The 22,867-nt window shown below is 63.2% G+C and carries 27 protein-coding genes; all 27 read right to left on the bottom strand.

The annotated features are described in order from the left end of the window. Nucleotides 1-66: 66 nt before the first annotated feature. The 27 genes from rpmD to rpoC all read right to left on the bottom strand — a co-directional run bounded on the left by rpmD (nt 67) and on the right by rpoC (nt 22,862). Nucleotides 67-261, bottom strand: a complete 195-nt coding sequence (gene rpmD / locus P6U28_RS17970; RefSeq protein WP_122402703.1) for a 50S ribosomal protein L30 — start codon at nt 259-261, stop codon at nt 67-69. 25 nt (nt 262-286) lie between these two features. Next, nucleotides 287-883: a 30S ribosomal protein S5 gene (gene rpsE, locus P6U28_RS17975; RefSeq protein WP_014494507.1), complete on the bottom strand. Its 597-nt coding sequence runs from the start codon at nt 881-883 to the stop codon at nt 287-289. Nucleotides 884-930: 47 nt separating this feature from the next. Then, nucleotides 931-1,293: a 50S ribosomal protein L18 gene (rplR, locus tag P6U28_RS17980; protein WP_122402702.1), complete on the bottom strand. Its 363-nt coding sequence runs from the start codon at nt 1,291-1,293 to the stop codon at nt 931-933. A gap of 11 nt (nt 1,294-1,304) precedes the next feature. Further along, a complete protein-coding gene (gene rplF / locus P6U28_RS17985; protein ID WP_122402701.1) occupies nt 1,305-1,838 on the bottom strand; it encodes a 50S ribosomal protein L6 in 534 nt (177 codons plus the stop codon). A gap of 16 nt (nt 1,839-1,854) precedes the next feature. Then, nucleotides 1,855-2,253, bottom strand: coding sequence for a 30S ribosomal protein S8 (gene rpsH, locus P6U28_RS17990; protein WP_122402700.1), 399 nt, complete (start codon nt 2,251-2,253; stop codon nt 1,855-1,857). Nucleotides 2,254-2,267: 14 nt separating this feature from the next. Continuing rightward, complete coding sequence (rpsN, locus tag P6U28_RS17995; protein ID WP_122402699.1) at nt 2,268-2,573, bottom strand: 30S ribosomal protein S14; 306 nt, start codon at nt 2,571-2,573, stop codon at nt 2,268-2,270. Between the two features lie 46 nt (nt 2,574-2,619). Continuing rightward, nucleotides 2,620-3,177: a 50S ribosomal protein L5 gene (gene rplE, locus P6U28_RS18000; protein ID WP_122402698.1), complete on the bottom strand. Its 558-nt coding sequence runs from the start codon at nt 3,175-3,177 to the stop codon at nt 2,620-2,622. After that, nucleotides 3,170-3,484 (bottom strand): 50S ribosomal protein L24, encoded by a 315-nt coding sequence (rplX, locus tag P6U28_RS18005; RefSeq protein WP_122402697.1) that lies wholly within the window; start codon nt 3,482-3,484, stop codon nt 3,170-3,172. The genes rplE and rplX overlap by 8 nt, the downstream gene beginning before the upstream one ends. Next, nucleotides 3,484-3,852: a 50S ribosomal protein L14 gene (gene rplN / locus P6U28_RS18010; protein ID WP_007603030.1), complete on the bottom strand. Its 369-nt coding sequence runs from the start codon at nt 3,850-3,852 to the stop codon at nt 3,484-3,486. Before rplN ends, rplX begins: the two co-directional genes overlap by 1 nt. A gap of 84 nt (nt 3,853-3,936) precedes the next feature. Continuing rightward, the gene (gene rpsQ / locus P6U28_RS18015) at nt 3,937-4,185 is read right to left on the bottom strand and encodes a 30S ribosomal protein S17 (RefSeq protein WP_024342452.1); all 249 of its coding nucleotides are present in this window, start codon (nt 4,183-4,185) and stop codon (nt 3,937-3,939) included. A gap of 13 nt (nt 4,186-4,198) precedes the next feature. Next, the gene (rpmC, locus tag P6U28_RS18020; RefSeq protein WP_011088144.1) at nt 4,199-4,405 is read right to left on the bottom strand and encodes a 50S ribosomal protein L29; all 207 of its coding nucleotides are present in this window, start codon (nt 4,403-4,405) and stop codon (nt 4,199-4,201) included. Nucleotides 4,406-4,410: 5 nt separating this feature from the next. Then, nucleotides 4,411-4,824 (bottom strand): 50S ribosomal protein L16, encoded by a 414-nt coding sequence (rplP, locus tag P6U28_RS18025; protein WP_407122872.1) that lies wholly within the window; start codon nt 4,822-4,824, stop codon nt 4,411-4,413. A 30-nt stretch (nt 4,825-4,854) separates the two neighbouring features. Further along, nucleotides 4,855-5,577: a 30S ribosomal protein S3 gene (gene rpsC / locus P6U28_RS18030; protein WP_122402696.1), complete on the bottom strand. Its 723-nt coding sequence runs from the start codon at nt 5,575-5,577 to the stop codon at nt 4,855-4,857. 17 nt (nt 5,578-5,594) lie between these two features. Continuing rightward, nucleotides 5,595-5,981, bottom strand: coding sequence for a 50S ribosomal protein L22 (rplV, locus tag P6U28_RS18035; protein WP_008549264.1), 387 nt, complete (start codon nt 5,979-5,981; stop codon nt 5,595-5,597). A gap of 10 nt (nt 5,982-5,991) precedes the next feature. Beyond that, nucleotides 5,992-6,270 carry a 30S ribosomal protein S19 gene (gene rpsS / locus P6U28_RS18040; RefSeq protein WP_008136357.1) on the bottom strand — a complete coding sequence of 93 codons (279 nt, stop codon included), beginning with the start codon at nt 6,268-6,270 and terminating at the stop codon, nt 5,992-5,994. A gap of 12 nt (nt 6,271-6,282) precedes the next feature. Further along, entirely contained in the window at nt 6,283-7,116 is an 834-nt protein-coding gene (gene rplB / locus P6U28_RS18045; protein WP_060736369.1) for a 50S ribosomal protein L2, read from the bottom strand. A 12-nt stretch (nt 7,117-7,128) separates the two neighbouring features. After that, entirely contained in the window at nt 7,129-7,431 is a 303-nt protein-coding gene (locus P6U28_RS18050; RefSeq protein ID WP_025036992.1) for a 50S ribosomal protein L23, read from the bottom strand. Beyond that, nucleotides 7,428-8,048 carry a 50S ribosomal protein L4 gene (gene rplD / locus P6U28_RS18055; protein WP_091894751.1) on the bottom strand — a complete coding sequence of 207 codons (621 nt, stop codon included), beginning with the start codon at nt 8,046-8,048 and terminating at the stop codon, nt 7,428-7,430. The genes P6U28_RS18050 and rplD overlap by 4 nt, the downstream gene beginning before the upstream one ends. A 1-nt stretch (nt 8,049) precedes the next feature. After that, entirely contained in the window at nt 8,050-8,763 is a 714-nt protein-coding gene (rplC, locus tag P6U28_RS18060; protein ID WP_122402695.1) for a 50S ribosomal protein L3, read from the bottom strand. A 52-nt stretch (nt 8,764-8,815) separates the two neighbouring features. Beyond that, nucleotides 8,816-9,124: a 30S ribosomal protein S10 gene (gene rpsJ, locus P6U28_RS18065; RefSeq protein ID WP_002712302.1), complete on the bottom strand. Its 309-nt coding sequence runs from the start codon at nt 9,122-9,124 to the stop codon at nt 8,816-8,818. An 81-nt stretch (nt 9,125-9,205) separates the two neighbouring features. Further along, the gene (gene tuf, locus P6U28_RS18070) at nt 9,206-10,396 is read right to left on the bottom strand and encodes an elongation factor Tu (protein ID WP_027574053.1); all 1,191 of its coding nucleotides are present in this window, start codon (nt 10,394-10,396) and stop codon (nt 9,206-9,208) included. A gap of 40 nt (nt 10,397-10,436) precedes the next feature. Next, the gene (gene fusA, locus P6U28_RS18075; protein WP_122402694.1) at nt 10,437-12,509 is read right to left on the bottom strand and encodes an elongation factor G; all 2,073 of its coding nucleotides are present in this window, start codon (nt 12,507-12,509) and stop codon (nt 10,437-10,439) included. A 33-nt stretch (nt 12,510-12,542) separates the two neighbouring features. Further along, nucleotides 12,543-13,013, bottom strand: coding sequence for a 30S ribosomal protein S7 (rpsG, locus tag P6U28_RS18080; protein WP_018647239.1), 471 nt, complete (start codon nt 13,011-13,013; stop codon nt 12,543-12,545). A gap of 15 nt (nt 13,014-13,028) precedes the next feature. After that, on the bottom strand, nt 13,029-13,400 hold the full coding sequence (rpsL, locus tag P6U28_RS18085; protein ID WP_007603006.1) for a 30S ribosomal protein S12: 372 nt from the start codon (nt 13,398-13,400) through the stop codon (nt 13,029-13,031). 905 nt (nt 13,401-14,305) lie between these two features. Then, nucleotides 14,306-16,285 carry an ABC transporter ATP-binding protein gene (locus tag P6U28_RS18090; protein WP_129145683.1) on the bottom strand — a complete coding sequence of 660 codons (1,980 nt, stop codon included), beginning with the start codon at nt 16,283-16,285 and terminating at the stop codon, nt 14,306-14,308. Between the two features lie 132 nt (nt 16,286-16,417). Further along, nucleotides 16,418-18,472, bottom strand: coding sequence for an FAD-dependent oxidoreductase (locus P6U28_RS18095; RefSeq protein ID WP_122402692.1), 2,055 nt, complete (start codon nt 18,470-18,472; stop codon nt 16,418-16,420). Between the two features lie 193 nt (nt 18,473-18,665). Next, nucleotides 18,666-22,862, bottom strand: coding sequence for a DNA-directed RNA polymerase subunit beta' (gene rpoC, locus P6U28_RS18100; protein ID WP_122402691.1), 4,197 nt, complete (start codon nt 22,860-22,862; stop codon nt 18,666-18,668). Between the last annotated feature and the right edge of the window lie 5 nt (nt 22,863-22,867).

Raw genomic sequence — 22,867 nt, forward strand, 5'->3', positions numbered from 1 at the left:
CCTTGTGTCTTGCGCACGATCTTCACCGAAAACCGCTTCCCGCTTTCCGGGATCGTGCGCCTTTGCTTACTTCTCGTCGACGATGCGGACGAGATGGTGAACCTTCTCGATCATGCCGCGGACCGCCGGAGTGTCCGGCAATTCGCTGGTACGGCCGATCTTGTTGAGCTTGAGCCCGATCAGCGTCGAGCGCTGCGAGTGATGGCGGCGAATCGCGCTGCCGATCTGCTCGACCTTGATCGTCTTTGCGGCCTTGGCCATGTGGATCTACTCCGAAAAGCTTCCGTTAGTCGGCAGCCGCCTCGGCGTCGCCGCCGATACGACGGGACTGGAGGGTGGACACCTTGATGTTGCGGCGGGCTGCGACCGAACGCGGCGAATCCTGATGCTTCAGCGCGTCGAAGGTCGCGCGCACCATGTTGTACGGGTTCGACGAGCCGATCGACTTCGCCACCACGTCCTGGACGCCGAGCGTCTCGAACACGGCGCGCATCGGGCCACCGGCGATGATGCCGGTACCGGCCGGAGCTGCACGCAGGTAGACACGGCCCGCGCCATGACGACCGGCAATGTCGTGATGGAGCGTGCGGCCCTCGCGCAGCGACACGCGCGTCAGGTTGCGCTTGGCGGACTCGGTCGCCTTGCGGATCGCCTCAGGCACTTCGCGCGCCTTGCCGTGACCGAAGCCGGCGCGGCCCTTCTGGTCGCCGATCACGACCAGCGCTGCGAAACCGAAGCGCTTGCCGCCCTTGACGACCTTGGCCACGCGGTTGATGTGGACGAGCTTGTCGACGAACTCGCTGTCGCGCTCCTCGCGCTCCCTGCGTTCACGTCCGCCGCCGCGTTGATCGCGTCCACCACGTTGTTCGCGTTCAGCTGCCATGGTTTTTCCAATCCTTCAGAGGCTTACGCCCCAATCCTCAAATTCTGTTAGAAGCTCAGCCCACTCTCACGCGCCGCGTCGGCCAGAGCCTTGACGCGCCCGTGATAGAGATAGCCGCCGCGATCGAACACGACTTCCTTGACGCCCTTCTCGACCGCGCGCTCGGCCAGCAACTTGCCGACTGCTTTCGCTGCATCGATGTCCGCACCGGTCTTGCCGCCGTCGCGCATCGACTTCTCGAGCGACGAGGCAGAGGCCAGCGTCTCGCCCCTCAGGTCGTCGATGACCTGGGCGTAGATGTGCTTGGACGAGCGGAACACCGACAGACGCGGACGGCCGCCGGCGGAACGGCGCAGCTTCAGCCGCACACTCCGCTTGCGCCGGGCATTCGTAACCTTGGCTTTCGACATGACCGGCTCCGTTACTTCTTCTTGCCTTCCTTGCGGAAGATGAATTCGCCCACGTACTTCACGCCCTTGCCCTTGTAGGGCTCCGGCGGACGGTAGGCGCGGATCTCGGCGGCGACCTGACCGACGCGCTGGACGTCGCTGCCCGCCACCGTGATCTCGGTCGGCTTCGGCACGGTGATCGTGATCCCCTCGGGGATCGGATAGATCACGTCATGGCTGTAGCCGAGCGCGAGCTGGAGGTTCTTGCCCTGCATCGCGGCACGATAGCCGACGCCGGTGATCTCGAGCTTCTTCTCGAAACCCTTGGTGACGCCTTCGACCAGATTCGCGACCTGGGCGCGAGCGGTGCCGTACAGCGCCCGCGCGCGGTTGGTCTCGGCCCGCGGCTTGACGTTGATCTGGCCGTTCTCGAGCTTCACCTCGACGTCGTCGTGGACGATGAACTGAAGCTGGCCCTTCGGCCCCTTCATCTTGACGGTCTGGCCGTCGACGGTCGCGGTAACGCCCGACGGCACCGTCACAGGCTTCTTGCCAACACGTGACATGGATCGAAAATCCTTCTCAGAACACCGTGAAGAGGACTTCACCGCCCACATTCGCGTCGCGCGCGCTGTGGTCGGCCATGATCCCCTTCGGCGTCGACAACACCGAAATGCCGAGTCCATTGTTCACCCGCGGCAGGTTCTTCACCGAGGCGTAGACGCGGCGCCCGGGCTTGGAAACGCGTTCAATCTCGCGGATGACGGGCTCGCCGTCGAAATACTTCAGCTCGATCTCGATCTCGCTGCGGCCCGAGGAATGCTCGAGCGTGGCGTAGCCGCGGATGTAGCCCTCGGCCTTCAGAACCTCGAGCACGTTCTCGCGCATCTTCGAGCCAGGCGTGGAGACCTTGGTCTTCGAACGCAACTGCGCATTGCGGATACGGGTGATCAGATCGCTGATTGGATCGTGCGTAGACATCTAAACGACCCTCCTTACCAGCTGGACTTCACGAGGCCCGGGACCATGCCCTTGGAGCCAAGGTCGCGCAGCGCGATACGGGACAGCTTGTTCTTGCGGTAGTTCGAGCGCGGACGGCCCGACAATTCGCAACGCATGCGGATGCGGGTCGCCGACGAATTGCGCGGCATTTCCGCCAGCTTCAGGGTCGCGGCGAACCGCTCCTCCATCGGCAGCGTCTTGTCGGCGATGATCGCCTTCAACCGCTCGCGCTTGGCGGCGGCGTTCTTCACCATCCGCTTGCGCCGGTTGTTCTTCTCGACTGAACTCTTCTTTGCCATGCTTGGCTCCTGGGTATCCGCGTTTGAGAGGCTCTAGGTCAGCGTCTCACTGCCGGAACGGGAAATTGAAAGCGGTCAACAAGGCCCTCGCCTCTTCGTCGGTCTTGGCCGTGGTGCAGACGGTGATGTCCATACCGCGAGCTTCCGCGACCTTGTCGAAGTCGATCTCGGGGAAAATGATGTGCTCCTTGATGCCGAGCGAATAGTTGCCACGGCCGTCGAAGCTCTTCGGGTTCAGACCGCGGAAGTCGCGGACGCGTGGCAGCGCGACATTCACCAGGCGATCGATGAACTCGTACATGCGGGCCTTGCGCAGCGTGACCTTGCAGCCGATCGGCTGGTTCTCACGCAGCTTGAAGGTCGCGATCGCGATGCGCGAATAGGTCACGATCGCCTTCTGGCCGGCGATCTGGGTCAATTCGGCAGCGGCGGTCTCGGCCTTCTTGCGGTCGTTGACCGAATCGCCGACGCCCATGTTCAGCACGACCTTGTCCAGCCGCGGAACCTGCATGACGTTCTGGTAACCGAACTTCTCGGTCAGAGCCGTACGGATCTTCGCGTCATATTCCGCGCGCAGGCGCGGTGTGTAAGCGGCCTCAGCCATCGATCTCAGCTCCCGAGCTCTTGGCGATGCGAACCTTCTTGCCGTCCGCCAGAATCTTGAATCCGATGCGGGTCGGCTTTCCGTCCTTGCCGACATACGCGATGTTGGACAGGTGGATCGGCGCCTCTTTCGAGATGATGCCGCCCTCCTGGGCCTGCGTCTGCTTCTGGTGACGCTTGACCATGTTGATGCCGCGCACCAGCGCGGTGCCGGCGTCGGGACGAACCTCGAACACTTCGCCGGTGCGGCCCTTGTCGCGGCCGGTCAGCACGACGACCTTGTCGCCCTTGCGGATCTTCGCAGCCATCACAGCACCTCCGGCGCGAGCGAGATGATCTTCATGTGGTTCTTGGCGCGCAGCTCGCGCGGCACGGGCCCGAAGATACGGGTGCCGACCGGCTCGGACTGGTTGTTGATCAGGACGGCGGCGTTGCGGTCGAAGCGGATGACCGAACCGTCGGCGCGGCGGATGTCCTTGCGGACGCGCACCACGACGGCCTTCATCACGTCGCCCTTCTTCACCTTGCCACGCGGGATAGCTTCCTTGATCGAAACGACGATGATGTCGCCGATCGTTGCGTAGCGGCGCTTGGAGCCCCCAAGCACCTTGATACACATGACACGGCGTGCGCCAGAATTGTCGGCCACGTCGAGGTTGGTCTGCATCTGAATCATTGATGCACCTCGTCCTCTTTCTCTTTGCGCCAGCCCAGCCGGCGCTCAACATTTCCCTGAAGTCAGTCGGCTAGAGCCAACAGATCAGGCGCTTTTCTTGTGTTCGCCCCGGATCACGACCCAGCGCTTCAACTTCGAAATCGGCTTCGTTTCCTCGATCCACACCATGTCGCCCGGCTTGAACTGGTTGCTCTCGTCGTGCGCGTGGTAGTTCTTCGAACGGCGGATCGTCTTCTTGTAGATCGGGTGCGTGAAGCGGCGATCGACGCGCACCACGATGGTCTTGGCTTGCTTGTCGCTGACGACCACGCCCTGCAAAGTACGTTTCGGCATCTTCGTAAGCCTCTTACTTCTTCTTCGCGCGCGTCTGCGCGGCGACGGTCTTGATCCGGGCGATGTCACGGCGAGCCTCGCGCAGGCGCGAGGTGTTCTCGAGCTGCCCGGTGGCGCGCTGGAAGCGCAGGTTGAAGCGCTCCTTCTTCAGGTTCAGGATGGCATCATCCTGCTGATCGGGGCTCATCGCACGGATGTCTTCGATCTTCATCTGGGCCATGGCCATTACTCCGCAATGCGCTCGACGAAGCGCGTCTTGATCGGCAGCTTGGCGGCCGCCAGGGTCAGCGCTTCACGCGCCGTCTGGGTGTTGACGCCGTGAATCTCGAACAGCACCCGGCCCGGCTTGACGCGCGCGACCCACAATTCCGGCGAACCCTTACCGGAGCCCATGCGGACTTCGGCCGGCTTCTTGGACACCGGAACGTCGGGGAACACGCGGATCCAGACGCGGCCGGCGCGCTTCATGTGACGGGTCAGCGCGCGACGGGCGGCTTCGATCTGACGCGCGGTGACGCGCTCAGGCTCGGTCGCCTTCAGGCCGAACTGGCCGAACGCCAACGTCGCGCCCGAAGACGCAACGCCGTGGATGCGGCCCTTATGCGCCTTCCGGAACTTCGTTTTCTTAGGTTGCATCATGGCTTTAAGCCCTCAAATTCTCAGGTCAGCTCAGGCTGCAGCCGCGTCGCGGCGCTGCCGGCCGCCACCACCGCTACCAGTGCCCTCGCCTTCGGCCATTCTCTTGTCCTGGGCCATCGGATCGTGCTCGAGGATCTCGCCCTTGAAGATCCAGACCTTGACGCCGCAGGTGCCGAAGGTCGTGAACGCGGTCGCAACGCCGTAGTCGATGTCGGCGCGCAGCGTGTGCAGCGGCACGCGACCTTCGCGGTACCACTCCATGCGCGCGATTTCCGCACCGCCGAGACGTCCCGAGCAGTTGATGCGGATGCCCTCCGCGCCGAGGCGCATCGCCGACTGCACGGCGCGCTTCATGGCACGGCGGAACGCCACGCGGCGCTCGAGCTGCTGCGCGATCGACTCCGCCACCAGCGTCGCATCGAGCTCCGGCTTGCGGATCTCGACGATGTTGATGACGACGTCGGACGAGGTGATGTCCGCGACCTTCTTGCGCAGCTTGTCGATGTCCGCACCCTTCTTGCCGATCACCACACCCGGACGGGCCGAGTGGATGGTGACGCGGCACTTCTTGTGCGGACGCTCGATCACGATGCGGGCAACGGCAGCCTGCTTGAGCTCCTTGTGCAGGATCTCACGGATCTTGACGTCCTCGTGCAACAGCTTGCCGTATTCCTGCTTGCCGGCGAACCAGCGGGAATCCCAGGTCCGGTTGATGCCGAGACGCAGACCGATCGGATTGATCTTTTGACCCATCGTGTTCTCCTGCGCCCTTAAGCGGCGGCTTCAGCTTCGACCTGACGAACGATGATCGTCAGCTGCGAAAATGGTTTGTAGACACGGCCCGAGCGGCCGCGGCCACGAGCGGCAAAGCGCTTCATCACGAGGCCGTTGCCGACGAAGGCCTGCGCAACGACGAGATCGTCGACGTCGAGGTCGTGGTTGTTCTCGGCGTTGGCGATAGCCGATTCCAGGCACTTCTTCACGTCGACCGCGATCCGCTTGCGCGAAAACTGCAGGTCGGCGAGCGCAGCAGACGCCTTCCGGCCGCGAATGAGCTGGGCGACCAGGTTGAGCTTCTGCGGGCTCACCCGCAGCATCCGGGCGACCGCCTTGGCCTCGTTGTCGGCGAGGCTCCGTTCGCGCTTAGGTTTGCTCATCGTTTAATCCTCAAGCCTTCTTGGCTTTCTTGTCGCCGGAGTGGCCATGGAAGGTCCGGGTCGGCGAGAACTCGCCGAACTTGTGACCGACCATTTCCTCGTTGACGGCCACCGGCACGTGCTTCTGACCGTTGTAGACGCCGAAGGTCAGGCCGACGAACTGCGGCAGGATCGTCGAGCGACGGCTCCAGATCTTGATGACGTCGTGACGGCCGGACGCACGGGCGGCATCTGCCTTCTTGAGCAGAGAACCCTCGACGAACGGGCCTTTCCAGACTGAACGAACCATGTCCGGCGTTCCTTACTTCTTCCGCTTGTGGCGGCTTAGGAGAATGAATTTGTTGGTCGACTTGTTGGTACGGGTCTTCTTGCCCTTGGTCGGCTTGCCCCACGGAGTGACCGGGTGACGACCGCCCGAGGTGCGACCTTCACCACCGCCGTGCGGATGGTCGATCGGGTTCATCGCGACACCGCGGTTGTGCGGCCTGCGGCCCATCCAACGCTTGCGACCGGCCTTGCCGATCGAGGTGTTCATGTGATCCGGGTTCGACACCGCGCCGATCGTGCCGCGGCAACGGCCGTGCACCAGGCGCTGCTCGCCCGAGTTCAGGCGGATGATCACGTAATCCTGGTCGCGACCGACGAGCTGGGCGTAGGTGCCGGCGGAACGGGCGAGCTGGCCGCCCTTCCCGATCTTGACCTCGATGTTGTGGATGATCGTGCCGACCGGCATGTTGCCGAGCGGCATGACGTTGCCCGGCTTCACGTCGACATAGTTGCCGGCAATGATGGTGTCACCCACGGCCAGGCGCTGCGGCGCCAGGATGTAGGCCTGCTCGCCGTCCTGATACTTGATCAGCGCAATGAAGCCGGTGCGGTTCGGATCATACTCCAGCCGCTCGACGGTCGCGGGGACGTCGACCTTCTCGCGCTTGAAGTCGACGGTGCGCAGCGTCTGCTTGTGACCACCGCCGCGGAAACGCACGGTGATGCGACCAGTGTTGTTGCGGCCGCCCGAGGACTTCTTGCCCTCGGTGAGCGCCTTGAGCGGCTTGCCCTTGTAGAGGGCCGAACGATCGACCATGACCAGCTGGCGCTGGCCTGGCGTCGTGGGATTGAATGTCTTCAGTGCCATCGTCGTACGACCTTACAGACCGGTGGTGACGTCGATCCGGTGACCCTCTTCGAGAGTCACGATCGCGCGTTTGCTGTTCGACTGCGAGCCGATGGTGCCGCGGAAGGCCTTGACCTTGCCCTTGCGGACCAGCGTGTTGACGCTCTTGACCTTGACGTCGAACAGCTTCTCGATCGCTTCCTTGATCTGCGGCTTGGTCGCCTTGGCGGCCACCTTGAAAAGCACTTTGTTGTGCTCCGAAGCGATCGTCGCCTTTTCGGTCACGACCGGCGACAGGATCACGTCGTAGTGGCGAGGCTCGATGTTCTTGCTCATTTGAAGCGCGCCTCCAGCGCATCGATGGCGGCCTTGGTCAGAACGAGTTTCTGACGGCGCAGGATGTCATAGACGTTGATGCCCTGGATCGGCAGCACGTCCATGTTCGGGATATTGCGAGCCGCGGCGGCGAAACCGTTGTTGAGCTCGGCGCCGTCGATGATCAGCGCATTGGTGAGCCCGAGGCCCGAGAAGTGGCCGAGCAACGCCTTGGTCTTGGCGGTCTCGAGCGCGGCCTTCTCGATCACGACGAGATCGCCGTCCTTGGCCTTGGCCGAGAGCGCATGCTTGAGCGCCAGGGCGCGGACCTTCTTCGGCAGGTCGGTGGCGTGCGAACGCACCACCGGACCGAAGGCACGGCCGCCGCCGCGGAACTGCGGCACGCGGGCCGAGCCGTGACGAGCACCGCCGGTGCCCTTCTGCTTGTACATCTTCTTGCCGGTGCGCCAGATCTCGGCGCGGCCCTTGGCCTTGTGCGTGCCGGCCTGGCGCTTGTTGAGCTGCCACTGCACGCAGCGCGCGATGATGTCCTCGCGCGGCTCGAGGCCGAAAATGGCGTCGGAGAGCTGGACCGAGCCGGCTTCCTTACCTTCGAGGGTGGTGACCTTCAATTCCATCTCACGCCTCCTGCGTAGCCGGAGCGGCTTCCGCGTCGCCAGCAACCTTGAACTTGCCGGGCTTCGGAGCTTCCTTCGGCAGCGGCTTCTTGACGGCATCGCGCACGCGGATCCAACCGCCCTTGGAGCCCGGAACGGCGCCTTCGACGAGGATCAGGCCCCGCTCGACATCGGTCTGGACGACGCGAAGGTTGAGCGTGGTGATGCGATCGACACCCATGTGGCCGGGCATCTTCTTGTTCTTCCAGGTCTTGCCGGGGTCCTGACGGCCACCGGTCGAACCGATCGAGCGGTGCGAGATCGACACACCGTGCGTGGCGCGCAGACCGCCGAAGTTCCAGCGCTTCATGCCGCCGGCGAAGCCCTTACCGACCGAGGTGCCCGTGACGTCGACGAACTGGCCGACGACGAAGTGGTCGGCCTGGATCTCGGCGCCGACCGGGATCATGGCATCCGCAGAGACGCGGAATTCCTCGACCCGGCGCTTCGGCTCGACCTTGGCGACCGCGAACTGGCCGCGCTCGGCCTTGGGCATGTAAACGGTCTTGCGGCTGCCCGAACCGAGCTGGAGCGCGACGTAACCGTTCTTCTCTTCGGTGCGGTGGCCTACGACCTGGCAATTGCCGAGCTTCAGCACGGTCACGGGGATATGTTCGCCAGCCTCCGTGAAGACCCGCGTCATCCCGACCTTTTGTGCGATCACTCCGGAGCGCATCGGCTTGCTTCCTGTTCTCTTTGTCCGCTTTTGGCGAACGGGATCCAAAATCTTAGAGCTTGATCTCGACGTCGACACCGGCGGCCAAGTCGAGCTTCATCAAAGCATCGACGGTCTGCGGGGTCGGATCGACGATGTCGAGCAGGCGCTTGTGAGTGCGCATCTCGAACTGTTCGCGGCTCTTCTTGTCGACGTGGGGCGAACGGTTGACGGTGAACTTCTCGATGCGGGTGGGCAGCGGAATCGGTCCGCGGACCTGCGCGCCGGTGCGCTTCGCCGTGTTCACGATCTCACGGGTCGACGTATCGAGGATACGATGGTCGAACGCCTTGAGACGGATACGAATATTTTGGCCGTTCATTGCCGTGGTCTCTCTTCAGTGGGTGGCGAATAGCGAATAGCGAATGTCACCATTCGCTACTCGCCGTCCCTTTTCTCGTAATTACTCGATGATCGAGGCGACGACGCCGGCGCCGACGGTGCGGCCGCCTTCGCGGATCGCGAAGCGGAGCTTCTCTTCCATCGCGATCGGCACGATCAGGTGCACTTCCATCGCGATGTTGTCGCCCGGCATCACCATCTCGGTGCCTTCCGGCAGGTGCACGACACCGGTCACGTCGGTGGTGCGGAAGTAGAACTGCGGACGGTAGTTGGTGAAGAACGGGGTGTGGCGACCGCCCTCTTCCTTGGTGAGGATGTAGGCCTCAGCCTTGAACTTGGTGTGCGGCTTGACCGAACCCGGCTTGGCCAGAACCTGGCCGCGCTCGACGTCCTCGCGCTTGGTGCCGCGGAGCAGCGCGCCGATGTTGTCGCCGGCCTGGCCCTGATCGAGCAGCTTGCGGAACATTTCGACGCCGGTGACGGTGGTCTTCTGGGTCGCACGCAGACCGACGATCTCGATTTCCTCGCCGACCTTGACGACGCCGCGCTCGACACGGCCGGTCACGACGGTGCCGCGGCCCGAGATCGAGAACACGTCTTCAACCGGCATCAGGAACGGCTGGTCGATCGGACGCTCCGGCTGCGGAATGTACTCGTCGACGTTGCGCATCAGCTCGAGGATGGCGTCGTGGCCGAGCTTCTTGTCGGAGTCTTCGAGAGCGGCAAGCGCCGAACCCTTGATGATCGGGATCTTGTCGCCGGGGAATTCGTACTTGGAGAGCAGCTCGCGGACTTCGAGCTCGACGAGCTCGAGCAGCTCCGGGTCGTCGACCATGTCGCACTTGTTGAGGAACACGACGAGCGCGGGCACGCCGACCTGGCGGGCGAGCAGGATGTGCTCGCGGGTCTGCGGCATCGGGCCGTCAGCGGCCGACACGACCAGGATCGCACCGTCCATCTGGGCGGCGCCGGTGATCATGTTCTTGACGTAGTCGGCGTGGCCGGGGCAGTCGACGTGGGCGTAGTGGCGGTTCGTGGTCTCGTACTCGACGTGCGCGGTCGAGATGGTGATGCCGCGCGCCTTCTCTTCCGGCGCCTTGTCGATCTGATCGTACGCGGTGAACGTCGCACCGCCGGTCTCGGCGAGGATCTTGGTGATCGCCGCGGTCAGCGACGTCTTGCCATGGTCGACGTGACCGATGGTGCCGATGTTGCAGTGCGGCTTGGTACGTTCAAACTTTGCTTTGGCCATTTGACTCTCCGTTCAATCGTCGGCTTGAGACCGACGATAATCAGGCAAACTTCTTCTGGACTTCTGCCGACACGTTGGCCGGCGCTTCTGCGTAGTGGTCGAACTGCATGGTGAAGGTCGCGCGACCCTGGCTCATGGAGCGCAGGTTGTTCACGTAACCGAACATGTTCATGAGCGGCACCATCGCATTGATGACGTTGGCGTTGCCGCGCATGTCCTGCCCCTGGATCTGACCGCGCCGGGAATTCAGGTCGCCGATGACCGAGCCGGTGTAGTCTTCCGGGGTCACAACTTCGACCTTCATGATCGGCTCGAGCAGGACGGACTTGCCCATCTGCAGCGCTTCGCGGAAGCAGGCACGCGAAGCGATTTCGAAGGCGAGCGCCGACGAGTCGACGTCGTGATACTTGCCGTCGACGAGCTGCACCTTGACGTCGACCACGGGGAAGCCCGCGACCACGCCGGACGACAGCACGCTCTCCAGGCCCTTCTCGACGCCGGGGATGTATTCCTTCGGCACCGCACCGCCGACGATCTTCGATTCGAACTCGAAGCCCTTGCCGGGCTCGTTCGGCTCGACGATGAACGACACGGCCGCGAACTGGCCGGTACCGCCGGTCTGCTTCTTGTGGGTGTAGCTGTGCTCCACCCGCTTGGTGATGCGCTCGCGGAACGCCACCTGCGGCGCGCCGATGTTGGCGTCGACCTTGTAGGTGCGCTTGAGGATGTCGACCTTGATGTCGAGATGGAGTTCGCCCATGCCCTTGAGGATGGTCTGGCCGGACTCATGGTCGGTCGACACGCGGAAGGACGGATCCTCCGCCGCGAGCTTGGCCAGCGCCACGCCCAGCTTCTCCTGGTCGGCCTTGGACTTCGGCTCGATCGCGATCTCGATGACCGGCTCGGGGAATTCCATCTTCTCGAGGATGACCTGATGGTCGGGATCGCACAGCGTGTCACCGGTGCGCGCTTCCTTCAGGCCGGCCAGCGCGACGATGTCGCCGGCATAGGCTTCCTTGATGTCCTCGCGGTTGTTTGCATGCATCAACAGCATGCGCCCGATCCGTTCCTTCTTCTCGCGGGTCGAGTTCACGACGCCGGTGCCGCTCTGCAGAATGCCGGAATAGATGCGGCAGAAGGTGATGGTGCCGACGAACGGGTCGTCCATGATCTTGAACGCGAGCAGCGCCAGCGGCTCCTTGTCGTCCGCCTTGCGCACGACTTCGTTGCCCTTGTCGTCCGTGCCCTTGATCGCGGGCACGTCGAGCGGCGACGGCAGATAGTCGACGACGGCGTCGAGCAGCGGCTGCACGCCCTTGTTCTTAAAGGCCGAGCCGCACAGCACGGGATAGAACGCGCCGGTCAGCACCGCCTTGCGGATCAGGCGTTTCAGCGTCGCCTCGTCCGGCTCCTTGCCGTCGAGATAGGCGGCCATGGCGTCGTCGTCGAGCTCGACGGCGGCTTCCACCATCTTCTCGCGGTATTCCTTGGCCTGGTCGACGAGATCTTCCGGAATATCGACATAATCGAACTTCGCACCGAGCGATTCATCGTTCCAGACGACGCCCTTCATCTTCACGAGATCGACGAGACCCTTGAAGTTGTTCTCGGCACCGATCGGGAGCTGGATCGCGACGGGCTTGGCACCCAGACGGTCAACGATGTCGGACAGGCACTTGAAGAAGTCCGCACCGATCTTGTCCATCTTGTTGGCGAAGACGATACGCGGAACCTTGTACTTGTCGCCCTGGCGCCAGACGGTCTCGGTCTGGGGCTCGACGCCCTGGTTGGAGTCGAGCACGCAGACGGCGCCGTCGAGCACGCGCAGAGAACGCTCGACTTCGATGGTGAAGTCGACGTGGCCGGGCGTGTCGATGATGTTCAGGCGCTTGCCGTTCCAGAAGGCGGTGGTCGCAGCCGAGGTGATCGTGATGCCACGCTCCTGCTCCTGCTCCATCCAGTCCATCGTCGCGGCACCTTCGTGCACTTCGCCGATCTTGTGGCTCTTGCCGGTGTAATAGAGGATGCGCTCGGTCGTCGTGGTCTTGCCGGCGTCGATATGCGCCATGATACCGAAGTTACGGTAGTCCTCGATGGCATGTTGGCGGGGCATGGGGTGTTCCTTGCGAGTCCGTTTGTTTCGCCGTTACCAGCGATAATGCGAGAAGGCGCGGTTGGCTTCCGCCATGCGGTGCACGTCTTCGCGCTTCTTGACGGCGTTCCCCCGGTTGTTCGATGCGTCCAAGAGCTCCGCCGAGAGCCGCTCGGTCATCGTCTTCTCATTGCGCTCGCGCGCGGCCGCGATCAGCCAGCGGATGCCCAGGGCCTGCCGGCGGGTCGAGCGAACCTCGACCGGAACCTGATAGGTCGCGCCGCCGACGCGGCGGGAGCGCACCTCGATCGTCGGCATGACGTTCTCGAGCGCCTGCTCGAACACGCCGAGCGGGTTCTGCTTGGTCTTGGACTCGATGATGCCGAACGCGCCGTAGACGATACCTTCGGCGACCGACTTCTTTCCGGCGTACATCACCGAGTTCATGAACTTCGTGACGATGATGTTCCCGAACTTCGGATCCGGGAGAACTTCGCGCTTTTCCGCAGAGTGGCGACGAGACATAGGCTTGGTTCCCGCTTACTTCGGACGCTTGGCGCCGTACTTCGAACGGCGCTGCTTACGGTTCTTGACGCCCTGGGTATCCAGAACGCCGCGGAGGATGTGGTAGCGCACGCCGGGCAAGTCCTTGACGCGGCCGCCGCGGATCATGACCACCGAGTGCTCCTGGAGGTTATGACCCTCGCCGGGGATGTAGCCGATCACCTCGAAGCCGTTGGTCAGGCGCACCTTGGCAACCTTACGAAGCGCCGAGTTCGGCTTCTTCGGGGTCGTGGTGTAGACGCGCGTGCAAACACCACGCTTCTGCGGCGATTGCTGCAGCGCCGGCACCTTCTTGCGCGACTTCTGCACTTCCCGCGGTTGAGCGATCAGCTGGTTGATCGTCGGCATTCTGGCCTTCACCCTTTTTCTGCCGCGGCCCCTCTCGGGTCCGCTGTCTTGCCGCGGCCCGTCACCGGGTCCGCAAATTCTGTTCGAGCCACCCGCCCGAGGGGCCACCTTGCGCGAAATAACCCACGCAAAGCGAAATTGCGCCAACCGCTCCATCAACGAGCGGAAAGCGCTTCGACGCCACAGAGGACCGCAGTAGTGAGGCCGTTCAGCGTAACGCCGCGGCCCGCGCACTGAGGTCATGCATCCGAATTCGATCTCAAGAGAACATGCTCAAGAGAACTAAAGTCGCACTGGCATTGCCTAGCTATGATCGACAGCGTTTGAGCGGCATTCGTCGAGGTTGGTGCCCGCCTTTACGACCCCTTATGGATCTAGTCCTTGGGGATCAACGGGTGGCCCGTTCCGACGCTGGCGATGCTCACCGCCTGTCGTTAAGTGAGGCGCTTTCTATAAGTGAGAATCGGTCAAGTCAAGGTGAAACGACAGTCACAAAGCGCCTCACGTGCCTGCAGAAATAGCCTCCTGGCCGCCTCCGCGCACCCGTCCGACATGGGAACGAAGAGTCCGATCTGCTAGGCTCGAAAGAGGATTATACCCGGATTAAATATAGTTTTATTATCAAACAGAGGGCTTTTTTCTGCCCATACACAGATCTGACGGCTGGCGAACAGGCTTTCCAGCATTCCCGGCGTGCCGCGTTGGGCGGTCTCGCGGGGATTTCGATGGGAGTGGTCGATCCGCGGGGGCCGATCCCCCAAACCGCTTGTCGAAAAAAGTTGGCGGCTCCACGTCGGCCGAACGCCTTGCGCAACAGAATCAATGAGTCGGTGCTGGACCACACGCGCTTGGGAGACGAGACATGGATCGGCCAAGCCGGCTCCCTTGGAGCCGAACGCCTCCGGTCACTCCTCCTCGTCCTCGTCGTCCTCGTCGCTGTCGTCGTCGGCGTGAGCCGACACGCCATGCGGCTGGTGGATCTGATCGTTCCACAGCTTGCGATAGGTGCCGTTCTTGGCGAGCAGCTCGGCATGGGAGCCGCGCTCGATCGCCCTGCCCCCTGAAATCACGATGATCTCGTCCATCTCGACCACCGACGCGAGGCGGTGGGTCGACCAAATCATGGTGCGGCCCTTGGCGAGCTTCAGCAGCGTGCGGTTGATCGCGGCTTCCGTGGTCTGGTCGAGGGCCGAGGTGGCTTCGTCCAGCAGCAGAACGGATGGGTTACGGATGATCGCACGCGCGATCGCGATGCGCTGGCGCTGGCCACCCGACAGCGTGTCTCCGCGCTCGCCGACCTGCGTGTCGTATTGCTGCGGCAGGCTCATGATGTAGCGGTGGATCTCGGCCTTCTTGGCCGCCTCCTCCACCTCTTCGTCGGTCGCCCCCTCCTTGCCGAGCCGGATGTTCTCGCGGATCGACATGTTGAACAGCATATTCTCCTGGAACACCACCGCCATGCTCCGACGCAGCGAATCCAACGTCACCTTGCGGACATCGACGCCGTCGATGGTGACGCGGCCTTCATTGGGCACGTAGAGCCGCAGAATCAGATTGAGCAGCGTGCTCTTGCCGGAGCCTGAGGGGCCGACGATGGCGATGCGCTTGCCGGCCTTGAGCTTGAGGCTGAGATTGTCCAGTACCGGTGTCTGACTGCCCTCGTACTGGAAGGTGACGTGATCGAAAGTAATGTCGTTGGTGATGCGCGGCAGATCGGGCGCGCCGGGGCGATCGGCACCGCGGGTCGGCTCGTCCAGCAGCTCCTGGATGTGGCGGATCGCGGCGGCCGAGGAGATCGACACCGGGATGAAGTGCATCACGTGGGCGATGTTGTAGGAGACCTCCCAGAACGCGCTCTCGAAGGTGACGAAGGTGCCGATGGTGATCTGGCCCTTGGTCGCCAGATAGGCGCCGATCGCGAGCACCACGAGGTGCAGGAGCAGCACCGAGACGGTGACCGTCCGCTCCACCATGGTCGACAGGAACGCGGCCGAGGCGATCTTGTTGCGGGTCTCGTCGTTGCGCAAGGTGAAGAAGCCGAACATCTTGCGTTGCAGGCTGAACGCCTTGATCACGGCCTGCGCCGCCACGTTCTCCTGCACCATTCCGAGCAGCGCGCTCTCGTTGAGCTTCTGCTCGTAATTGGCCTGCACCGCTTTCGGCGTGAGGATGCGCGGGCCAATCAGCGTGATCGGGAACACCAGAAGCGCGACCACCGCGAGCTGCCAGTTCAGGAACAGCATCAGGATGATGCCGGCGATCAACTCCAGGAACGGCAGCGCGGCGCTGTTGGCAAAGGTCTTGACCGAGCCTTCGAAGGCCGAGAGGTCGACCGAGAAGCGTGACAGGATCTCGCCGCGCTTGGTGCGGCCGAAATAGGCCGCCGGCAGGTCCTGGACGTGCTCGAACAGGCGCTTGCGGACATCGGAGATGATGCAGGCGGCAAGCCGCGCGTCCCAGCGCTCGTACCAGACCGCAACGATCGAAGTGAAGATGCCGGCGACGGCGAGCGCGCCGAGTATCTTATAGAGCGCCTGAAAATCCTCCTCGCCGAGTGCGTCGTCGATCAGGAACTTGAGGCTGAGCGGCATGATGACGTTGAACAACGTCTCGACCACGACGCCGAATGCGACGAACGACAGCATCCGCTTGTAGTTGGAGAGATAGGGTTTGACGAACCCGACGATGGTCGCGAGCGCGCCGGCGGCTTCCCGCGCGGTAAAGACGACGAGGTCCTCGTCCTCGTCGTCGAGCTCCAGCTCGTCATCCTCCTGATCCTCGTCGTCTTCGAGGTCCGGCTTGGCGAGGGCAAGCTTGTCGTCGAGCTCGGCCGCCTCTTCCGCGGCGAGCTTCTGTTTGTCGGGCGGGAGGGGCTTGGACGCCATGAAACCAACCGATGCTGACGGCCGGCCTGACCGCAGAGAGAACCAGAAAATAGCGGCAACCGCTATTGCACCGATTCTATGCGATCAGGATGAATTCGGCAAAACAATTGGCGAATCCGACCTGCCCCGCGGCTAGTCCTCGTCCTCGACTTTATCGAAGAACGAATAGCGCAAGGAGTCCGCGTCCGCATACCACTGCCCCGGCCCCTTGTTGGCGGCGAGCGTCGCCTCCCAGAGCGCATCGGTACAATCCTTGCGGTGCATCGAAAGCTCGAAACCGTTGCCGAAGAACAGTTCGGACCATTCCCACCAGGTGCCGAGCTTCTTGACCCCACGCAGGAGGTCGTAGCGGTCGATCAATGCCGGCGCCATGTCCGAGGTGATCGAGCCGAACACGAGGCCGGTCTTGACCACGCGGTTGAGCTCGCGGATGGCGCGGGTCACCTGCTTCGGGGAGACGTGGCAGAGGCTGGTCTCGAAGACGAAGTCGAACGTGCCGTCCTTGAACGGCAGGTCGGTGATTGATCCGAGCTTGTTGTACTTCTTCAGCGCTTTCGGCGTCTTGGCATGGATGGCCCGATTGTTCTCGATTCCCCAAGCGTCGATGCCGCGATCGCGCAGCGCGCCGACCAGCTCGCCGCTGGCGGAGCCCGCGACCAGCAGCTTGGCCCCCGCAGCCTTGCCCCAGACGATGTCGATCAGCCTGGCGAGGTAATCGGGATCGGTGAAGTGCCGCCACGCTTCGTGATAGGGGCCGAGGCCGCGATAGTTCTCGAAATAATCGCGATCGATCTTGTTCGAGAGCGGCTCGTTCTGCTGCGCGCGTTCGCGGCGCAGGCGCATCATCTCGGTCAGGATGATGTCGGTCGCCGCGTCCGAGGAGTCGAGCAGGCCGTTCAGCGTCGAATCGAACAGATAGTCGCCGACCACCACGATGCCGGGATGCTCCTTCGGCTCGGGCCGGTGATTGGTCATGACGTCGCGCACGGGCAAGCCGCCCGGCAGCGCATTCACCGACGACAGCCAACGGTGGATCTTGCCTTCCATGAAATGCAAACGCGCATCGCCGAGGGAAGCCGGCAGCGATTTCAGGGCGGCATCGATCAGCTCCTGATCCGACAGATTGGCAAAAGCCAGCGCGTCGGAGCCGGGAATGAGCCAGTTCAGAACGCCATGCTTGCCGACGTCGTGGCGCGCGCCCTCGTTGTAAACGCAGCAGCCGCCGAAGGCCTCCGACATGAACCAGGCGCCCGGAATCTTCTCGCCCCAGAACGGCTCGTCGAACAGGATCGAGACGCGCAGATAATGCGCGGGGCGGTCGAAATAGGCGACGTGCTTGACCATCGACTTGCGCAGCTGCTCGCCCTCCCAGCCGAGGGTGGCGAGCCAGGAATGCGGCAGGCAGACCAGCACGAGATCGAAGTCGCGGGTCTCCGGTCCCTTGCCGTTCATCATCTTGAGCTGATAGCGGCCGGTCGGCGCCTTGCCGACGGTGAGCACGCGGTGATTGAGCTGGATGTCGGCATTGACCTCCGACTGCAGGCACTCGATCAGCTGCTCGTTGCCATTCTGGATGGAATAGAGGCCGATATAGCCGTCGACATCCATCAGATAGTTCTTCAGCGCGTTGAGACCGTTGGTGTTGTGGCTCTCGGTCGCGATGTCGGAGCGCGCCATCACCTTGAAGAAACGCTTTGCCGTGTCGTCCTCGACCTCCTCGTCGAGCACCTGCTCGGCGGTCTTGTAGGCCCAGGGATTCTCGTTGTCGTGCGCGCCGACGCCCTCGTAATATTCGATCGGCGACATCACCTCGGTACAGCGCTTGCGGAACGCCTCGATCGCGGCCGCGGTCTTGGCGCCGTACTTGCGGCGCATGCCCGGCACGTCATTGAGGAGCTCGCCGCCGAAATGCACCTGCTCGGCGTCCATGGGAATGGTCTGGAGGCCGAAATGCTGGATCAGCTCGCGCAGCGGATCGGGGCCGGTCATCGAGTAATCGTAGATCTCGGCAACGCCGGCCTCGTACATGGCGGGCGCCGAATCGAATTTGCGCGTGACGATCTTGCCGCCGAGCCGGTCGGAGGCCTCGTAGATGGTGACGCGGCAGAGATCGCCGAGTTTGCGCTTCAGATACCAGGCGCTCATCAGCCCGCCGGGGCCGCCGCCTACGATTGCGAGATCAAGCATGAGAGTTCCGTGGTCTTCGGCCCCTGCCCCGTCGCGGGACCACCGGGCTAAGCTCTCCTAGCAGAAGCGCTTTTGCGGCTGAAGGAAAGATGAACAAAGATTTTCCCGCATCGCAGCAGGCGAAGGAAACAGCAAAAAAAGGCCGGCAAAAGCCGGCCTTTTCATTGTCCCCAGTATTCCTACGGATGAATCATCATTCCGCAGGCGGCAGCGCCATCGGCTCCGCTTCCGGCGCGGGCGACACGACGGCCGCCTGCTTCTCGCGCTCATCCAGGATCAGCTTGTCGCGCTTCATGGCGACTTCGCGGATCTTGGCCATGGAGGCGCCGGTACCCGCCGGGATCAGCCGGCCGACGATGACGTTCTCCTTGAGGCCTTCGAGCGGATCGATCTTGCCGTTGACCGCCGCCTCTGTGAGGACGCGGGTGGTCTCCTGGAACGATGCCGCCGAGAAGAAGGACCGGGTCTGGAGGCTCGCCTTGGTGATGCCGAGCAGGACCGGCGTTCCCGTGGCGGGCTTCTTGCCCTCTTCCTTGGCCTTCGCGTTCAGCGCGTCGAACTCGATCTTGTCGACCTGCTCGCCGGAGATCATGTCCGTATCGCCCTGATCGGTGATTTCCACCTTCTGGAGCATCTGACGGACAATCACCTCGATGTGCTTGTCGTTGATGAGCACGCCCTGCAGCCGGTAGACCTCCTGGATCTCGTTGACCAGATAGGCCGCGAGTTCCTCGATGCCCTTCACCGCAAGGATGTCGTGCGGCGCCGGGTTGCCTTCCACGATGAAGTCGCCCTTTTCGACGACGTCGCCGTCCTGAAGGTGGATGTGCTTGCCCTTCGGGATCAGGTACTCGCGCGGCTCGTCGGTCTTGTCCATCGGCTCGATCGAGATGCGACGCTTGTTCTTGTAGTCGCGCCCGAACCGGATGGTGCCCGCGATTTCGGCGATGATCGCCGCATCCTTCGGGCGCCGAGCCTCGAACAGTTCCGCCACCCGCGGCAGACCGCCGGTGATGTCACGCGTCTTGGCGCTTTCGGTCGAGACACGGGCGAGGATATCGCCCGGCTGGACCTTGGCTCCGATATCGACCGAGAGAATGGCGTCGACCGACAGCATGTAGCGGGCATCGCCGCCACGGGCGAGCTTGAGCACCTTGCCGTCCTTGCCCTTGACCACGATGGCCGGACGCAGGTCCGAGCCGCCGCGCGTCGAGCGCCAGTCGATGACCACGCGCTTGGCGATACCCGTGGCTTCGTCGAGCGTTTCCGAGATCGACTGACCCTCGACCAGATCCTCGAAGCCGATGGTTCCCTCGACTTCGGTGAGCAGCGGACGGGTGTAGGGATCCCACTCCACGATACGCTGGCCGCGCTTGACCATGTCGCCCTCGTCGACGTGCAGGCGCGAACCGTACTGGATACGGTGCGTCGCACGCTCGGTGCCGTCGGCATCGACGATCGCAACGACCATGTTGCGCACCATCGCGATCAGGTGACCTTCGCTGTTGCGGGCGATGGACTTGTTCCTGATCACGATCTTGCCGTCGAAGTTGGCTTCGACGAAAGACTGCTCGTTGAGCTGCGCCGCACCGCCGATATGGAAGGTGCGCATGGTGAGCTGGGTGCCCGGCTCGCCGATCGACTGCGCCGCGATGACGCCGACCGCTTCGCCGTGATTGACCGGCGTGCCGCGGGCGAGGTCGCGGCCGTAGCACTTGCCGCAGATGCCGTTGACGAGTTCGCAGGTCAGCGCCGAGCGGATCTTCACCTCCTGGATGCCGGCCTGATGGATGGCATCCACGTGGCTTTCTTCCATCAGCGTGTCGCGCTTGACGATCACCTTACCCGAGCCGTCACGCACGTCTTCGCAGGCCGTGCGTCCGAGGATGCGCGAGCCGAGCGAGGCGACCACGGTGCCGGCGTCGACGATGGCGCGCATCTTGATGCCGAGCTTGGTGCCGCAGTCACTCTGCGTGATGATGCAGTCCTGCGCCACGTCGACGAGACGACGGGTCAGGTAGCCGGAGTTCGCGGTCTTCAACGCGGTGTCCGCGAGGCCCTTGCGGGCGCCGTGGGTCGAGTTGAAGTACTCGAGCACCGAGAGGCCTTCCTTGAAGTTCGAGATGATCGGCGTCTCGATGATCTCGCCCGACGGCTTGGCCATCAGGCCGCGCATGCCGGCGAGCTGGCGCATCTGGGCCGGCGAACCGCGGGCACCGGAGTGAGCCATCATGTAGATCGAATTGATGTCGGCGTCGGCTCCGCTCGCCGTCTTCTTGGTGGCGGAGATCTCCTTCATCATCGCCTTGGCGATTTCTTCCGTGGCCTTCGACCAGGCATCGACGACCTTGTTGTACTTCTCGCCGTGGGTGATCAGACCGTCGTTGTACTGCTGCTCGAAATCCTTCGCCAGCGTACGAGTGGTGTCGACGATCTTCCACTTGCCGTGCGGCACGACCATGTCGTCCTTGCCGAACGAAATGCCGGCCTTGAACGCATTGTAGAAGCCGAGCGCCATGATGCGGTCGCAGAAGATCACCGTCTCCTTCTGGCCGCAGTGGCGGTAGACCTGGTCGATGACGCCCGAGATCTCGCGCTTCGTCATCAGCTTGTTGATGATCTCGTACGAGATCCGCGGATTCTTCGGCAGCAGGTTGCCGAGCATGACGCGGCCGGCGGTGGTCTCGATCCAGCGCTTGGAGACCTTGCCGGTCTCATCCATGCCTTCCCACCGGTACTTGATCTTGGTGTGGAGGTGGATGACCTTCGCATGCAGCGCGTGCTCGAGCTCGGCCATGTCGCCGAACACCTTGCCTTCGCCGGGCAGGCCTTCGCGCATGATCGAGACGTAGTACAGACCGAGCACGATGTCCTGCGACGGCACGATGATCGGCTGGCCGTTCGCCGGATGCAGGATGTTGTTGGTCGACATCATCAGGACGCGCGCTTCCAGCTGCGCCTCGAGCGACAGCGGGACGTGCACGGCCATCTGGTCGCCGTCGAAGTCGGCGTTGAACGCGGAGCAGACCAGCGGGTGAAGCTGGATCGCCTTGCCCTCGATCAGCACGGGCTCGAACGCCTGGATGCCGAGGCGATGCAGCGTCGGCGCGCGGTTGAGCAGCACCGGATGCTCGCGGATCACCTCGTCCAGGATGTCCCAGACCTCGGGTCGCTCCTTCTCGACCAGCTTCTTGGCCTGCTTCACGGTGGTGGACAGGCCCTTGGCGTCGAGCCGCGAATAGATGAACGGCTTGAACAACTCGAGCGCCATCTTCTTCGGCAGGCCGCACTGATGCAGGCGCAGCTCGGGACCAACCACGATCACCGAACGGCCCGAATAGTCGACGCGCTTGCCGAGCAGGTTCTGGCGGAAGCGGCCCTGCTTGCCCTTGAGCATGTCGGCGAGCGACTTCAGCGGGCGCTTGTTGGCACCGGTGATGACGCGGCCGCGCCGGCCGTTGTCGAACAGCGCATCGACCGCCTCCTGAAGCATGCGCTTCTCGTTGCGGATGATGATGTCGGGCGCGCGCAGCTCCATCAGCCGCTTCAGGCGGTTGTTGCGGTTGATGACGCGGCGGTAGAGGTCGTTCAGGTCCGACGTCGCGAAGCGGCCGCCGTCGAGCGGCACCAGCGGACGCAGGTCCGGCGGGATCACCGGGACCACGGTCATGATCATCCATTCCGGCTTGTTGCCGGAGTGGCGGAACGCTTCCACGATCTTCAGGCGCTTGGCGAGCTTCTTGTGCTTGATGTCGGAGTCGGTCTCCTGCATCTCGGCACGCAGCGAGGCTTCGAGCTTCTCGAGGTCCATGCCCTTGAGCAGCTCGCGGATCGCCTCGGCACCGATCATGGCGGTGAAGGAATCCTGGCCGTACTCGTCCTGCGCCTTCAGATACTCGTCTTCCGACAGGAGCTGGCGGTCCTTCAGCGCGGTGAGGCCCGGCTCGAGCACGACGTAGTATTCGAAGTAGAGGATCCGCTCGAGATCCTTCAGCGTCATGTCGAGCAGGAGGCCGATGCGCGAGGGCAGCGACTTCAGGAACCAGATGTGGGCGACGGGGGCTGCGAGCTCGATATGGCCCATGCGCTCGCGCCGGACGCGCGACAGCGTGACCTCGACCGAGCACTTCTCGCAGATGATGCCCTTGTACTTCATGCGCTTGTACTTGCCGCACAAGCACTCGTAATCCTTGATCGGCCCGAAGATGCGGGCGCAGAACAGACCGTCGCGCTCGGGCTTGAAGGTCCGGTAGTTGATGGTCTCGGGCTTTTTGATCTCGCCGTAGGACCAGGACAGAATCTTCTCGGGGGACGCGATCGAGATCCGGATCTGGTCGAAGACCTGAGCCGGCGTCGTCGGGTTGAAGAGATTCATAACTTCTTGGTTCATCGTCT

It is taken from the genome of Bradyrhizobium sp. STM 3561, from assembly GCF_045571455.1.
GTDB lineage: Bacteria > Pseudomonadota > Alphaproteobacteria > Rhizobiales > Xanthobacteraceae > Bradyrhizobium > Bradyrhizobium vignae.